The organism is Rhizobium sp. BK376 (genome assembly GCF_004341625.1).
Classification (GTDB): domain Bacteria; phylum Pseudomonadota; class Alphaproteobacteria; order Rhizobiales; family Rhizobiaceae; genus Rhizobium.
This window is the reverse complement of the sequence record NZ_SLZG01000051.1, coordinates 1-14,573: the sequence shown is the minus strand read 5'-3', so window position 1 is coordinate 14,573 and position 14,573 is coordinate 1. Positions and strand designations below refer to the sequence as shown.

General features: G+C 57.8%; 12 protein-coding genes. 7 read left to right on the top strand and 5 right to left on the bottom strand.

Annotated features, from left to right (window positions below; genetic code table 11):
• Positions 1-1,342 precede the first annotated feature (1,342 nt).
• From EV561_RS35510 to EV561_RS35500, 3 genes are all read right to left on the bottom strand, one after another.
• On the bottom strand, positions 1,343-2,251 hold the full coding sequence (locus tag EV561_RS35510; protein ID WP_132528556.1) for a hypothetical protein: 909 nt from the start codon (positions 2,249-2,251) through the stop codon (positions 1,343-1,345).
• A 270-nt stretch (positions 2,252-2,521) separates the two neighbouring features.
• Complete coding sequence (catE, locus tag EV561_RS35505) at positions 2,522-4,669, bottom strand: catalase C (RefSeq protein WP_132528555.1); 2,148 nt, start codon at positions 4,667-4,669, stop codon at positions 2,522-2,524.
• 72 nt (positions 4,670-4,741) lie between these two features.
• A complete protein-coding gene (locus EV561_RS35500) occupies positions 4,742-5,248 on the bottom strand; it encodes a ferritin-like domain-containing protein (RefSeq protein WP_132528554.1) in 507 nt (168 codons plus the stop codon).
• Positions 5,249-5,580: 332 nt separating this feature from the next.
• Between EV561_RS35500 and EV561_RS35495 the strand changes: the two genes are divergently transcribed.
• The gene (locus EV561_RS35495) at positions 5,581-6,060 is read left to right on the top strand and encodes an MgtC/SapB family protein (protein ID WP_132528553.1); all 480 of its coding nucleotides are present in this window, start codon (positions 5,581-5,583) and stop codon (positions 6,058-6,060) included.
• 394 nt (positions 6,061-6,454) lie between these two features.
• Here EV561_RS35495 and EV561_RS35485 read toward each other — a convergent pair whose 3' ends face one another.
• Positions 6,455-6,703: a hypothetical protein gene (locus EV561_RS35485; protein ID WP_132528552.1), complete on the bottom strand. Its 249-nt coding sequence runs from the start codon at positions 6,701-6,703 to the stop codon at positions 6,455-6,457.
• A gap of 328 nt (positions 6,704-7,031) precedes the next feature.
• Positions 7,032-7,337 (bottom strand): hypothetical protein, encoded by a 306-nt coding sequence (locus EV561_RS35480; protein WP_132528559.1) that lies wholly within the window; start codon positions 7,335-7,337, stop codon positions 7,032-7,034.
• Between the two features lie 1,065 nt (positions 7,338-8,402).
• On the opposite strand from EV561_RS35480, the gene EV561_RS35470 reads away from it, so the two are divergent.
• The 6 genes from EV561_RS35470 (at position 8,403) to EV561_RS35440 (ending at position 13,411) form a co-directional block, all read left to right on the top strand.
• Positions 8,403-9,293, top strand: coding sequence for a DUF72 domain-containing protein (locus tag EV561_RS35470; protein ID WP_132528550.1), 891 nt, complete (start codon positions 8,403-8,405; stop codon positions 9,291-9,293).
• 156 nt (positions 9,294-9,449) lie between these two features.
• A complete protein-coding gene (locus EV561_RS35465; protein WP_245513246.1) occupies positions 9,450-10,037 on the top strand; it encodes a nutrient deprivation-induced protein in 588 nt (195 codons plus the stop codon).
• Positions 10,030-10,446, top strand: a complete 417-nt coding sequence (locus EV561_RS35460) for a phage holin family protein (RefSeq protein WP_132528549.1) — start codon at positions 10,030-10,032, stop codon at positions 10,444-10,446. Before EV561_RS35465 ends, EV561_RS35460 begins: the two co-directional genes overlap by 8 nt.
• A complete protein-coding gene (locus EV561_RS35455) occupies positions 10,446-11,441 on the top strand; it encodes a DUF3618 domain-containing protein (protein ID WP_132528548.1) in 996 nt (331 codons plus the stop codon). The genes EV561_RS35460 and EV561_RS35455 overlap by 1 nt, the downstream gene beginning before the upstream one ends.
• Before the next feature lie 88 nt (positions 11,442-11,529).
• On the top strand, positions 11,530-12,525 hold the full coding sequence (locus EV561_RS35450; RefSeq protein WP_132528547.1) for a YihY/virulence factor BrkB family protein: 996 nt from the start codon (positions 11,530-11,532) through the stop codon (positions 12,523-12,525).
• Between the two features lie 628 nt (positions 12,526-13,153).
• The gene (locus EV561_RS35440) at positions 13,154-13,411 is read left to right on the top strand and encodes a GlsB/YeaQ/YmgE family stress response membrane protein (protein WP_132528545.1); all 258 of its coding nucleotides are present in this window, start codon (positions 13,154-13,156) and stop codon (positions 13,409-13,411) included.
• The last annotated feature ends 1,162 nt before the right edge of the window (positions 13,412-14,573 follow it).

Genomic DNA, 14,573 nt, shown 5'->3' with positions numbered 1-14,573 from the left:
ACATGCTGCTCTGCCATCCCATGCACCCTCGTTGGAATGCCAAGGATGGCCGATCATCGTTACCTGAGAGTTAATCTGCCAAAGTAGTGCTAGGCCGTGAACTCAAAGACGCTTTGGGCCTTCGTCGGTCACGCTCCGGGGCAGAGCGGTGTGATCGTCCATGGGGTCGCGGGCCTCTTACGGGAGGTTCACTTGTGCCGCGAATCGTTTGCACTCCGAAGCAGCGGATGACCAGCTTCGGTATCGTTGAGCGACGCGCGTGAAGGGGAAGCGGTCCTTCCGTGGCCGGCCGGCATTTATCCGCTCATACCGCCGACAGGCTACAGCAGAGCACTCGGTATTCCATCGGCTTTGCAGCGATTGAGCTCTTCGGCGATCTCTTTGGCGTCTCGCTTGCGGAGTTGCACGAATTCCTTACCGTTCGTTGCCGCGGCCTGTCCGTGGCAGTATCAATAATCTGCCAAGTTCCTGCAACTTCGACAGTCGCCACATAGCGCTCGCCGACCTGCCCTGGTTGCCGGGTTGTTCGCACTGGGTTGGAAGGATCGGTCTTAAAGGACATGTGACGCGACTGCGGCGATTATGACCAGGCACACTATGCCGACGCCGAGAGTCCACATGACTGCCTTCACGCGTGGGTTGGTCCGGATCCGCGTCTGTAAGTCAGGTGTGGGCGGAAGGCTGCTTGATTGCGAAGTGTCGAGATATCTTGCCATTGTGGCCTCCTCGCCAGGATAACGTCCCCCACTCGTGCCCTGTCCCGACGCCGAGGCAGCGGGCATTGTCATTGATCATAAGTGATCACACTTTCTCCTTTGGCGGTCATCTCTTGGGCCTGTCTAGACGGCATCGCGCTCGTCGGGATATGTCGATGTGCACGGGGAGAAACCAACCTCTTCGGTTTTTCCACCGCATCTTCGTGCATCGTCACTCCAACCCACATCTCCACTGGCGCCGACCGGAGTGGGCGCGCTAGCCGCTTCATAGAACCGAGGCGCAGCCACGCAGCCCCGCGCAAGCCCGTCCGATCAGGACCAGCCGCAGCGGCAGTTCGATCCCCATGCCCGACAGGATTGAACCGTGCCGGGCGCTGCTAAAGTCGGAGCTTCGGCAGGCTGCTTTGGCACTACGAGATCAAATGGCACGCTATCGGCGAGTCCCCGAGAGGAGACACGAAGGCCCTGTCGAACTCTCTTGCTTTGAGATGCAGGGAAATCGATCTCGCATCTTACAGCGTCGCCGCCGCCCGGCCCGAATAGTTGTCGACAAAGCGTTCGCATCCCCAAGGTAAATAGAATTTAATCCCGACGACAAGTCGTCGTCGGGACTGGAACCCCAAACGTTATGCGAGCGGCCTGCGACCCGTCACCAGCAAGTCTTCCTCTTCGTCACGTTGACGACCGCCGAGGGCGGCGGCTGCGCTTGCGATGAATGCACCAATTAGGAGCGAGATCGATCCAACTAGGGCTGTCGTCGCAGCGGTCTTCCTGGCTTTGTCAGCGGCTGTCTGGGCCGCCACCTTGGCGTCGTCGATCTGCTTCAAAACGGTGTCCAGGCGGCTGCGCGCATCGGCTTCAGACAATCCGGTCCGTGCAGATACGATCGAGGCGATGTAGGTCTTGTCGCCATCGGGAACTTCTCCCGATACGGCGTCGTGCATGAGAATTCGCGATACTTCTGCGGAGGCTGCACCGTCGTCACTCTTGGCATTCGCGCTCGCACGCTCCGGCCGAAGAAGTGCGTCAGTGAAGTAGGATGTCGACAGGTCTGGCGCGCTCGAAGAGGACGAGGCTGCTGCCGCCCCGGTGGCGCCTGCGGCAGAAACAGCTGCCCCCGCCGCGCTCGCGCCCGCTCCTGCCAGTGAACTGAGCGACGATGCCAGGAACCCGGCAACGAAGACCGTGGCCACAGCCCAGCTGATGAATCCATGTGCGGTGTCGCGGAAGAATACCTCATCCGTATGCACTGCCGCCCATTTCGTGCGCAGACGGCCCGTGAGGTATCCGCCCAGCGCCGAAGACAGCCATTGTACGACGATCAGCCATATCGCGGCGGTCGCTCCGATGCTCGTTGCCGAGCTGCTTTGTCCAGACCAGGGAGAGACCATTGTCAGGCCGACGCCGGATCCAAGCAGGAGAAGAATGAGGGCGATGCCGATGGCCGCGAATGCCCCCCCGAATATCGGTCCCCACGACATTGCAGACTTCGATGACTCGACGGGCATTTCTCCCCGGGTTTCTGAAAGAGACATAACGTCTTCCTCCTATCGCATGAATAGAGCGAGGAGGATGATGATCGGTAGAGGAACACCGAGAAGCCAGAGTAGAATACCACGTCCCATGATGGAATCTCCTTTTGAAAAGAATAGGTTGTGCAGGCAGAACGCTTACGTTGCGCAATGGTTCCGATATGTCCGCCTGATTGAATCTGTCGTTTCACGGAGCGAGCCATTTGAATTCCTCCAAATGGCTCGCTGGCATTTTTAGTGCCGTGATCACAATCGCTGCTTACGCCCCTGCGCTTACTTCGGCGGGGGTGAGGCCTTACCAAGTTTCACCGATGGTTCCCTTGCCCAGACACGCAGTTTTCCAAGCTCGGATACAAATGCTGCAGACCCATCTTCTCCCGGCAGCGCAAGAACGCCTTCATCGAGCGCGTTGGCGATCCCGGCCTTTTCCAGAAGCGGCATCGCCGACTGTTCGTAGCCAATGAACTTGCAATGCTGGAACGCGTCGGCAACGAAGTCGCGTGCCGCTGCCTCGTTGACCAAATCTTCGATCGCGGCTGTCGATGTCAGAAGAGCAACGGCGTCGAACAGGAAAGAGGGGCCACCGTCGATCATGTGATGTGCCTCGATCAGCCTACCGTCGGAGGCTACAACGCCCCCGACCTTGGGAGCGATCAGTTCGAAGGTGGCCTTCTGGTCAACGACAGCGTCGGCGAGTTCCTTCAGCAACCTGGCGTCGACACCGTCGGTGACAAGAATGCCGAGCTTACGGCCTTCGAAGCGTTTGGGACCGCGTTCTACGATGCTGAGCGCTGGCGACGGCTCCAGATCCTGACGGGTGGGTATCGCCGCTTCGGCAGGGTTCGGCATCTTCTGAAAGCCGAGCTTCTGGGCGACGGTAGTTGCCAGCGTCTCGTCAATATTGAGCAGATGGGAGACCATCCGCTCGCGGATGACCGGCATCTCGACTTTACTGAGTTCGAACGTCAATGCCGCCGCGATGTGACGCTGCTCGGCACCCGTCTGGCTTATGTAGAACTGACGCGCCTGGCTATAGTGGTCGGCAAAGCTCTCCGGCCGCAGCCGGGCCTTGGAACCCTGTTCCTCTTCGGGGAAATGGCGGTAGCCGCGCGAGGGGGATTCTCGCGGGCCGTCGCCACGCGAGTTCGGTTGATAATTCGTCCGCCCGACAGGATTGCGCATCGCCATGTGCCCGTCCTGCTGGAAGTTATGCATAGGACACTTTGGCGCGTTGATCGGCAGATGGGTGAAGTTCGGTCCGCCAAGACGCTTCAGCTGGGTGTCGAGATAGGAAAAGTTGCGGCCCTGAAGCAGGGGGTCGTTGGAGAAGTCGATGCCTGGCGGCACGTTCTGGGTCATGAACGCCACCTGCTCGGTTTCCGCAAAGAAATTTTCAGGCATGCGGTCGAGTACCAATCGGCCGATCGGCTGTGGCGGGAGAATTTCCTCCGGAATGATCTTGGTCGGATCCAGCACATCGAAGTCGAAGCTGTCGGCAAATTTCTGGTCGAAGAGTTGGACCTGCAGTTCCCATTCCGGGAAATTGCCAGACTGGATGGCGTTCCACAGATCGCGGCGATGGAAATCTGGATCGGCCCCGTTGATCTTGACGGCCTCGTTCCAGACCACCGACTGCAGACCAAGCTTCGGCTTCCAATGGAATTTGACGAAGGTGGACTGATCCTTTGCATTGACGAGGCGGAACGTGTGGACCCCGAATCCTTCCATGAACCGCAGCGATCGGGGGATCGTGCGATCCGACATGATCCACATGACCATGTTCATGCTTTCCGGCGTCAGGCTGATGAAGTCCCAGAAGTTGTCGTGGGCCGTCTGCGCCTGCGGAAATGCCCGATCCGGCTCCTGCTTGGCAGCATGGATCAGGTCGGGAAACTTGATGGCATCCTGGATGAAGAAGACGGGGATATTGTTGCCAACCAGGTCCCAGTTGCCTTCGTTGGTGTAGATCTTGACCGCGAAGCCGCGGACGTCGCGCACGAGATCAGCCGAGCCCTTGTTGCCAGCGACAGTCGAAAAGCGAACGAAGGCCGGGGTTTTCTCGCCGGCGCGCTGGAAAAGATCGGCGCGTGTGTATTCTGCCAATGACTCGTAGGTTTCAAAATAGCCATGCGCCCCGTAACCGCGCGCATGGACCACACGCTCCGGGATGCGCTCGTGGTCGAAATGAAAGATCTTCTCGCGGAAATGAAAGTCGTCGACGACCAGCGGCCCGCGCGGGCCGATACGAAGCGAGTTCTGATCGTCTGCGACCGGGCCTCCCTGAGCGGTTGTAAGAACAGGCGTGTCGCCTTCCGCAACCTGATGAAGTTCGCCGCCGTTGCCGCGGGCCATCTTCTGGTCGTGGATCGTCGCGGATGCCGCCATTTTAGCAGTCTGAGCAGGTACTGGCTTTTTGGCCATGAGACATTCCTTTCAACATGGAGACGAAGCAAAAAGCCGCCTCGAAAGGCGGCCTTGTGTCGATGTCAGCGATCAACTGGCTGTCTTTTGCGAGCCTTTGTCATTGGCCGAACCCTCGGCAAGCACGGACAGCTTCCGGTCGGTGGCGATCTCCTCCTGCAAGGTCGCATCCAGCAATGAAACCGCTTCCTTCATCCCAAGCTGGTTGGCCCAGGACTTCAGCGTGCCGTAGCGAGCAATCTCGTAATGCTCGACGGCCTGCGCCGACGAGATGAGGCCAGCGTCGAGCGCTGCGGTCCCCTTGTACTCTTCCATGATTTCCTCGCCTTCAGCGAGAATGCCTTGGATGGCCTCGCACGTCTTGCCACGCGCTGGCTTGCCGAGGAGTTCGAAAACCTGTTCGAGACGCTCGATCTGGCCCTGAGTTTCGTCGCGATGCTGTAGGAAGCCGGCCTTGCCTTCTTCAGACTGGGCAGCGCGCGCCATCTTCGGCAGAGCCTTTAGGATCTGCTTTTCGGCAAAGTAGATGTCCTTCAGCGTGTCGAGGAAGAGGTCGTTTAATGTCTTTTCGGTTGCCATGTTGAGATCCGTTCAATTTCTGGGTGAGGGGTAGCGACAGGCAAACCTCTGAATGCTTCCAAGGTTCCACCGCTGACCGAAGATCGCGCCTGCGTTCGGAGCACGAAAATCTTCGCAATTGGCTGGACCGTCGCGATCGGGGAAAAGACGCAGGCCACTAACGGTCGTGGCAAGGCCGCACGCACAGGCGCGAAGGATTGATCGCGTCGCCGACGCGCTAGTGTCTGTTCGTTAGTCCTTGGTTTAATCGCTGCGTCCTGGTGGAGCGGGCTTGCAGGACCGTTGCCGCCGCCCATGTTCGTGCAAATCGAAACGGGTGGGGAAACGACGTGATGGATTGGATAGTTGACCTCGGGTTTCATATGAACCTCCTCCGACATCTTGTCGTGCTTCTCCTTGCTTACGTGCTTGCTCTGCCGATCGCCTGGGATCGCGAGCGCAACGAACGAAGCGCTGGCCTTCGAACTTTTCCACTGGTGGCGATCGCGGCTTGCGGGTTCATTCAGGCAGCCGAGACCGTGACCAAAGAGAATGCCGAGGCAACGGCAAGGATTGTCGAAGGCATAATCAACGGCGTTGGCTTCATCGGCGGAGGCGCGATCCTCGTCGGCAAGGCCAGCATCCGGGGGACCGCAACGGCTGCTAGCCTATGGGCCACGGGTGCGATCGGCGCAGCGGTCGGTCTTGGAGCCTATGAGACCGCCGTCGTGCTTTCCATCGCCACGTTCGTCACGTTGCGCGTGATGACGAACTTCAAGGTCGAGAAGAAGGAAACGGGTCCGGAGGGCGCGCCGGCTAGCGAGAAGGATTGACGCGTGGGCCGGCATTTCATCAACTATCTGTTGGAATGAAGTCTTCGTCAAAGCGGGGCTAAGCCGCAGAGTTCTCCTCCAAGGCGTACCTGTGCGGCAATGTTGCAGGTATGCTGTTTCATGCGCCGAGACGAGATCAACGACACTGTTCCAAAGCCATGACGGAGCATCGAGAGCTCGTGACCGGCTTCGTTGAAGTTCAACGCCTCGATCTCGAGTTTCAAGTCCTGAGGATGACGCCGCCGCGGTATCATGCCACGGCGGCGTTGGTGCAACTCGCGTCTTTTGGTGACGACACTGCCACGAAATAGGCAATGCCGGAAGCTGAGATTAATATGGCAGATGGCTGTGAGAGCGGCCCGCGTGAAGCGGGCTGCTTCCTTGCTCAACGCTGTTATTTGCTATTCTTGTGGCTCTGCTCGCCAGCCTTTACGTGCTGCTCGTGCGAGCCGCCACGTGTACCGCTGGATTCGCTTTTGGAATTTGATCCGGATCCGGAAGCTTTTTTCTGATCGGCAGCCTTGGCGCGTTGGTCCTGCGATCCGCCACGCTTGTCGTCGGATCCACTCTTCGAATCCGAACCTTTATGGCTCTGGGATCCTGTTTTCGCATGCTGATCGAATGAGCCGCTCTGATTGGCCATTGTGTTTCCTCATGAGGACCGTGATTGGCCTCGGTCGATAACCAGCTCGTCTATGCATTGTTCCTTATGAAAGCGGCGGTCATCGAAAAGGCTGCCAATCAGAACGCTCAACCACCAAAGATCAATCGGCGCCCATGCCAAAGATGAGTGCCGAAGTGGATGCCCCAGGCGACACACCCGAGCAAATGAAACATATCGGATACGACGGATAGGAAGAGCCGGATCCGGACGGCTGGTGCAAACAAGGGGCATCACCCGGTTCTCCTTGAAAGGACCAAGCATTCACCAAACCAGCAACTGGTGATGTGGTTCACCGCCGTCAATGTCTCTATCGGGTGAGACCCCAAAGGAAGCCAACTGCAGCGACGACGCCCACGGCAGCGAGTGGCCGCTCCTTGATGATTGTCTTGAGGTCTTCGAATACAGTTCGCGCATCCGCTCTTGCGGGGGAAGCGGGCGGGTCGAGATCTGGTTTGACTTTCGTTCGTTCGGCCTCTTCGGGGTCTGTTCGACCGGAAGGAATGGTCGTGCGGATCATCGAAACAGGGTCGGAAGCTGGAAAGGAATCTTCGAGACCCTTATCGAGGTCGCTGTCGGCGGCGCGATCGCGCTGAAGTGCCTGTTCATTCTCCATCGACTGCACTGCGGGCGAGGTCTTGGGATCGTCTGGCACAATGGTTTCCTCCGGTTTGCCCCCTTTAACCCCTGCAGGGTGTCGAAGTTCCGCCGATCCGAATCTTTGCTGGATATCCCGAAAGTTGTCTTGTCTGGATCGGTCCTTAAATACCCTGGAGGAGGCAAAGGAGCGTGGCCATGAACCAACTCATACGGGCGGATGCCGATGTGGCGCAGTCAGGTTCGAAGCGAGCGAAGAACCGTTTTGCGCGACCTACTGCCACTGCAGCGATTGCCGAAGGGCACCTGGCGCACCGGCCTCAACCGAGGAGGAAACAATATCGTGCTCTTTTCGGGATTTGAAGACTTCGAGACTTCGTCGAGACGCCTGCGCGCCGTTTCCAGACACTGCCGAAGGTCGTCCGCTCTGGCGGGATCATTGATTGCGTGGCTCGGGGATGCAACGTAGGTCGTCGCGGTATCTCCAATTGGAAATTCTTCAGGCGGTTTCGTGCTTTGGGCGTTCAAGCTGACGCTCCAGTTCTATGCTCTCGGAGGGATGATCGCCGGTTCTCAATTTGCGCCGAGCTTCCTCGATCTCCTTGTCCGACGCGGTGACAGGCGCGCTGCTGTCGTCGGGAATGCCAGGGCCGCTCTGGACGATGCTTTCGTCCCGCGGGCGGTCGTTCGGGCCGTTTGTGATCTGACATCTTGCTCTCCTTTGTCGGACAACGCCGAGACCAGGATGGTGTTCCGGAGGGCGGGGAAGCGCCCATTCGATCTGGACCCTCCAGGGCTGGAACGACGAGGGCGATAGGAGGTTTAAGAGGAAGAAACATGAGCGAGGAAAAAAACTGCAAGCGGCCCGGAACGGGGGGACTCGCGCCGCGAAGTCGAAGGTTTAACACGCCGTTTTGACTAACCCGGCGGTTACCAATGCCATCCGCGGGTGAAACGCGCATTCCAAAGGTTCGCCGAGTAGCGCGTGGAAACGCGTGACAGTATCGTTTCCGTAGACAATGGCGCTGGCGATCTACACGCCAGGGAATGCCTACCGGATGCCTCGGCGCGAAGAAGGGCTTGAATGGTGGAGCGAACAAAAGAAGAAATCGCAGGTCGCCGAGCGCGTCGCGCCGCACGCCGACAAAAACAGCGTGAAGCGAATGTCGATCGGGCCGCCACAATGCATCAAGCACGCCTGACCACTCCGCAGGGCGTCGAAGTCGCAACTTTGAAACGCCAGGCGGGACACATCAATATCGGTTGCTCGGGATGGTACTACTGGCATTGGAAGGCGAAGTTCTATCCCGCGAATGTCCCGTCGAGCCAATATTTCTCGCTCTATCAGGATCACTTCAAAACCGTCGAGCTCAACGCTTCATTTTATTCGTGGCCCACAATCGGAGCGGTGAAGACCTGGATCCGGCAGGCAAACCCTGAGTTCGTCTATACGATCAAGGTGTGCGAGCTAATCACTCATATCAGGCGGTTCGAGGACACGAAAATTCTGATCGAGGATTTTGGCTATATCGCCGACCTTCTCGGGCCGCAGATGGGATGCTTTCTGTTCCAGCTGCCGCCGAGCGTCCGTTACAGTCCCGAATTGTTGCGCTCCGTATTGTCGCAACTTGACCCCCGTCGCAGGAACGCCGTCGAATTCCGTCACGTGAGCTGGTGGAATGAGGATGTATTCAGCGCCTTCAAAGCAGCTAAGGTGATTTTCTGCTCTTGCAGCGGACCTCGATTGCCGGATCAGCTCGTGCGGACAACCGATGACATCTACGTTCGGTTTCACGGGATCAAGCAATGGTATCGCCACGATTATACCGATGCCGAGCTCATGGTGTGGGCCGAGCGCATAAAGCAGTGCGGCGCCAAGACCGCGTGGGTCTATTTCAACAACGATCGCGACGGTCATTCCATCAAAAACGCAAAGCGGTTGTCTGAGCTGCTCGGCGAAACCCCATCGAACTAAAGAAATAGGCGGTTTGCTTTTGGGGGGGCGATCGACCCGGCAACGTCGAGTTACTGGGCGCGACCATCGTTCGCAAGGGGCCACGGAACAAACGCCTATTCCCCTGGTTGAGGATGGAGCGAGCGGTTGTTCCGCTGCCCTTTTGGAGGAATCCCCATGCCCAGCGACATCAACTCAAAACCTGGCGGCGACGTGTCATCGGTCGCGTCATCCAACCGCGCCGACGGCGGTGTAAGCAAGACCCCATCAACAGACCTACACGAGCTAGAAGACAAGGTCCGTGACGATGTGACCGTCGTCACGGATGCCGTCAAACATGGCGCCGATAACGCCATGCAGAAAGTGGAGGACACGGTCGCCGAACAGACGACCTTCGTCGCCCGCCAGGTCGGCGGAATCGCAACGGCCCTTCAGAAGGTGGGTGCCGAACTGGAAAACGGTGATCAGGCGTCGATCGGCCGCTATGCCACGCAAATCGGCGAAAGCGTTCGATCAGTTGCGGACAGCATGGAAGGCCGTGATCTCCGCGAAATAGCTGCGATGGCCGAGGACTTTGGTCGCAAGCAACCGTTGGCCTTTCTCGGCGTTGCGGCCCTTGCGGGCCTGGCAGCAAGCCGATTCCTGACCGCGTCCGCAAGTCGTCCTACTTCTGGTACCACGCCAACCATGCCGATCGCCTCTGATGATTTCCGGTCCCCCGAGGCTAGCTACGTTGTGTCACGAGGAGGGCAGAACAATGGTTAGCTCGACCGACAATGTCCCTTTGTCTGAACTCCTCGGGGGCCTTGTCTCCGACGTCTCGGGTCTTCTGCGGAAGGAGATCGATCTCGCAAAAACAGAAGCTTCGGAAAAAGTATCGAGAGCTATGACCGGCGTTGAGGTGCTGGTGATCGGCCTTGTCCTTGCAATCGGCGCGGTAGGCGTTCTGTTGAGCGCTGTGGTCGGTGCGTTGGCGACTGTTATGGTTCACCAAGGCATGGCGGAAACGACCGCGCACGCGTTGTCTGCCCTGATCGTGGGGCTCGTAATAGCGGGCCTCGCCTGGGCACTGGTTTCAAAGGGCATCGCAACATTGCGTGGCGCCACCTTCAAGCTGGATCGAACAAGCGCTTCGCTTCGTCGTGATGTCGACGTCGTCAAGGAGAAAATGTGATGGACAACCTACTGGAAAAATCCTCCGCTGACATTCAACTGGAAATCGATGCAGATCGCCAGAGAATTGAAGATCGAATCGATGCTATCCAGCAGCGGATGTCACCTGGACAGCTCGTCGATGAGGTGCTCGCCTATGCCAAAGGCAGCGGGGGTGGAGAATATGTCAGCAATCTTGGTAAAGCGTTGAAGGCCAACCCTCTTCCTGTCGCGTTGATAGGCGTCAGCCTGACATGGTTGATGGCTAAGCAGGGAAGCGGGTCGATGACGCCGGCCTCCGATAAGGCATCGCTTCAGAGATATCCTCTCTATTCTGCTCGTGGTGCAATACGCCGCCTTGGCCCACCGGAAGACATCGACGGTGCGCGTTACAGTCACTTCACCGATGACACTGGTCAGCGATTCAAGGCATTGACGGACGACGCCGGCCGTCGGGCCGGCAACTTTGTTGATGCGACAGGACAGGCATATCGCGGCTTTGCCGATGCGACCGGCAAGCAGATCACCCAGATCGCGGATGAAGCTGGGTCACTGCTTGATGCATCCTCAGGCTGGGCGTCAGAGACATGGCAGCAGCTGAAGGATACAGCAAGCAACATTGGTCAGAAGGTCAGCGATGCCGCGAACTCTGCATCCGGTTCAGCATCAACGGCGGGTTCGACGCTGATGGACCAGTCAACTCGGCTCAACGAGGCCATCCTGAAGCAATTTCGAGATCAACCTTTGGTCGGCGGGGCGTTGGCTTTCGCGGTTGGCGCCGCGATCGGTGCAGCGCTTCCGCACACCGATCAGGAAGATCAAGCGCTTGGAGATGTCTCTGATTCTGTCAAGGCCAACGTCGCTGCGACAGCCTCCGATCTCGTCGATCAAGGGACAGAAATCGCATCGGACGCCTACGACAAAGCTATCAGCGTCGCGTCCGACGTCCATGACGCCGCAAAGGATCGGATCGCCGAGGAAGTCGACCGTGCGAGACAAAATGGGACCGAACAGTAGGACAGGTGATGAGCGCGCTTTGCGGTGTTCGCGGAAGATGTCCTTCAATCGTCGCCTGCGGGGGGGGCAACAAGGAGTTAAGGATGCGATGAGAAGGCGCGACAGCGAGTATGCGAATTCCGCTGAAGGTGCAGATGGCGCTGACCGAGGACGCCAGGCCGATACTCCAAACCAGATTCCGGCTAAAGGGCTACGCGACGTATTCTGGCGCGTAGCCGAATCTATTATCGCAGATCGGGTCACCTTGATTGCCGCGGGCGTTACCTATTTCCTTTTGCTCTCGTTGTTCCCGGCTCTCGCCGCCCTTGTCGCTCTTTATGGGTTTATCGCCGATCCCACGTCAATCATGGGCCACATCAGCTTTCTCGCCAGCGTATTTCCGCCGGGTTCATTCGATCTCATCCTCAATCAGCTTACAACATTGACGCAGCAGAAACCGGCGGCACTCAGTCTTGCTTTTGTCGGCGGCCTCGGCGTTGCGCTGTGGAGCGCCAATAGCGGGATGAAGGCGCTGTTTGACGCCATGAACGTCGCCTATCAGGAGGAAGAGAAACGGAGCTTTCTATGGCTCAATCTTTTGTCTCTGATGTTCACGATTGGCGCCTTGTTTATCGCCATTGCTCTCGTTACGGCTATCGGCGTACTACCTGCCCTGCTTGCTTATTTTTGGCTCGATCGCTGGCAGGAGCTACTGGCGCGCTTTGCTCGGTGGCCCTTTATCCTCGTCTTCATCGGATGTGGGATCGCCGCCATCTACCGGTATGGACCCAGCCGCGAACGCGCAAAATTGACATGGCTGAGTTGGGGCGTCGTATTCAGCACGCTATTATGGCTCGCTGCTTCCATCCTGTTCTCCTTCTATCTTGAGAACTTCGCGAACTACAACGCGACCTATGGCGCGCTCGGCGCACTGATCGGGTTGATGGTGTGGGTCTGGATATCCGTCATCATCTTGATTGTCGGAGCAGAACTCAACGCCGAACTTGAGCATCAGACGCTGCGTGATTCCACAACCGGGTCACCTTTACCGATGGGAGACCGCGGCGCTTTCGTTGCAGACACCGTCGGTAAGACTTCGGATTGAGTTCTTTCGCTGATTCGAATCCTTTACGGTCAATCATCGCCGCCGTTCTTGCCTTGATCAGCAATTGTGCCGTATCACGAATGCTGCTTGTACAGGTGAGTTAGGCCCAAGTCTGGATCACTGCTACCCGGCTTGATGCCTGCTTCTGGCTTCGGGGGACGTAGGCTATCAAAACTTGCTGGCTACTTTCGAGTATGATCAATCATATCTGAGCGTGCTCTAATCTGCTCCTGAGTGGTCGGGGCCAGTGTCAAATCAACATTATAGGGCGGCAAAACCTGAACATTGCTCCAGGCGTTCGGCCGGAAGACGTCGACCCGCCTCACTGGCCTTCTGTTTGCTGAGCCGCGCGCGATTAAATATGTCATAGTTGATCTCCTTGGCCCCCGATAGGATTTCTATCAGGCCTATGAGACAACCTTCGCAACTGATACTAGTTCCCTCCATGTGACATTCGCGTGGCTGAAATTTCGAGAGCAAAAGGTCTCCTACGATTAGAAGGCCCGCCTGGCAGCGGGCATTCTCAATTACGCGCCGGTGGAACCAAGCGATCCTTGGAGGGTTACTGTCTCGGCCGTTTGGCGTCATTTGCCCGGCGAGGCCCATAACCACTATCAGGGGATTTCACATGGAAAGCGCAGGAATCGGCTGGATCGCCGCAATCATCATCGGCGGCCTCGCCGGCTGGCTCGCCGAAATGTTCATGAAAAGCAACATGGGTGTGCTCATGAACATCCTTCTCGGGATCGTCGGCGCGGTCGTCGCGAACTTCATCCTGTCTTTCTTTGGCGTAGTCCTGGGCGGATGGCTCGGCTACCTGATCGCGGGCTTCATCGGCGCGTGCATTCTTATTGCTCTCGCCAGAATGGTCAGGCGCACCGCCTAAAAACAGAGGCGGTCGTGGGAAAAAATCCCACAGTGCTCCGGGGCTTAAGCCTTGGCACAGTAGCTGTGCCAGGGCTGGTCGGCGTTTCCGTGATGGTCATGCGAGCGATTTGGATCGTCCCGTCTTCAAGTTTTACCAGCGAGATAGGGAATTTCCGCCCTTTGCCGGGTGATATATCGGCTCAAGCTTAGTCAGAAACCGATGCTTGTCTGGTCACCGGGAGGTCGCTCCGTCGTCGGATCAGTGCGCCGTTTTCCGATGCCCTATCAAAGAGGGCCTGCCGTCGGTGCACTTCGTGACACACTTGGCAAGCATCTCTTCCGATGAAGGGGTCGCTCCAATATGGTGTTGCAGGTGGATGGCAGAAGCTTCGAAGACAGTACACATTCGGCAATGATCGTGACGATCCCACAATGTCTCCGACCTCCGGCGAGCCGCTCATTCCCTGTCACCTCCTCACGGCCGCCGCTCGTTCGAGGCACGGCGCCGGCCAATGGAGGTGAAGTTTTCACCAGTTGTCGAATGTCGGTTCGTAGGTCTGACAGTTATACAGGCGACAGCTACCGCCCTTGGCAGGAACGTAGTCTTCGGTGGCCACATCGCTTGGATCGCAGTAGCCGCTGTCGTTAACATAACGATCGTAGAGTGTTCCCGACCCCCGCGATCCGGGATGAGTGATAATAACCGCTCCCTGCCTCGCTATCATGCTGCGAAGCTCCCCGCACGTATGGCTAGTCGCGCTTACGCGCGATATCGCGGAAGCGGGACCAACTCCGGCGACCAAAAATGGCAGCGTCACGAGGACAAAACTGAAGAGGTGGATCGATTTCATTCTCGGAATCCTTTGGACACCATGCAAAACGAGCGCGCGAGGCCATAGTTCCCCGCTGCGATCCGCAAGTGGGAGCTGGGTAAGGCGAGGGCCTACATCAGGCCCGGTCATGCGGTCTCGACGGGACGGGTATGAGTGAGCGCTTGATGGGATCGACCTTGCAACCGAAAACAGCCAGCCATAGCACCTCCGGCCTGCCGTAACCGATGATTTGTGGGATACTCATTCGAGGGGACTGAGAGCCTGACCGAAAAAGAGTTGAGTGATTTCAGTAGGATGTGATTCCGTCGGATTTGTTCAAGATTCGAAGGAGTTCACGATGGCCTGGAC

Excerpts from the sequence above, each read along its gene's own strand:
- EV561_RS35510 (WP_132528556.1), bottom strand. The coding sequence starts at position 2,251 with ATGTCTCTTTCAGAAACCCGGGGAGAAATGCCCGTCGAGTCATCGAAG.
- catE (WP_132528555.1), bottom strand. The coding sequence starts at position 4,669 with ATGGCCAAAAAGCCAGTACCTGCTCAGACTGCTAAAATGGCGGCATCC.
- EV561_RS35500 (WP_132528554.1), bottom strand. The coding sequence starts at position 5,248 with ATGGCAACCGAAAAGACATTAAACGACCTCTTCCTCGACACGCTGAAG.
- EV561_RS35495 (WP_132528553.1), top strand. The coding sequence starts at position 5,581 with ATGGATTGGATAGTTGACCTCGGGTTTCATATGAACCTCCTCCGACAT.
- EV561_RS35485 (WP_132528552.1), bottom strand. The coding sequence starts at position 6,703 with ATGGCCAATCAGAGCGGCTCATTCGATCAGCATGCGAAAACAGGATCC.
- EV561_RS35480 (WP_132528559.1), bottom strand. The coding sequence starts at position 7,337 with ATGGAGAATGAACAGGCACTTCAGCGCGATCGCGCCGCCGACAGCGAC.
- EV561_RS35470 (WP_132528550.1), top strand. The coding sequence starts at position 8,403 with ATGGTGGAGCGAACAAAAGAAGAAATCGCAGGTCGCCGAGCGCGTCGC.
- EV561_RS35465 (WP_245513246.1), top strand. The coding sequence starts at position 9,450 with ATGCCCAGCGACATCAACTCAAAACCTGGCGGCGACGTGTCATCGGTC.
- EV561_RS35460 (WP_132528549.1), top strand. The coding sequence starts at position 10,030 with ATGGTTAGCTCGACCGACAATGTCCCTTTGTCTGAACTCCTCGGGGGC.
- EV561_RS35455 (WP_132528548.1), top strand. The coding sequence starts at position 10,446 with ATGGACAACCTACTGGAAAAATCCTCCGCTGACATTCAACTGGAAATC.
- EV561_RS35450 (WP_132528547.1), top strand. The coding sequence starts at position 11,530 with ATGAGAAGGCGCGACAGCGAGTATGCGAATTCCGCTGAAGGTGCAGAT.
- EV561_RS35440 (WP_132528545.1), top strand. The coding sequence starts at position 13,154 with ATGGAAAGCGCAGGAATCGGCTGGATCGCCGCAATCATCATCGGCGGC.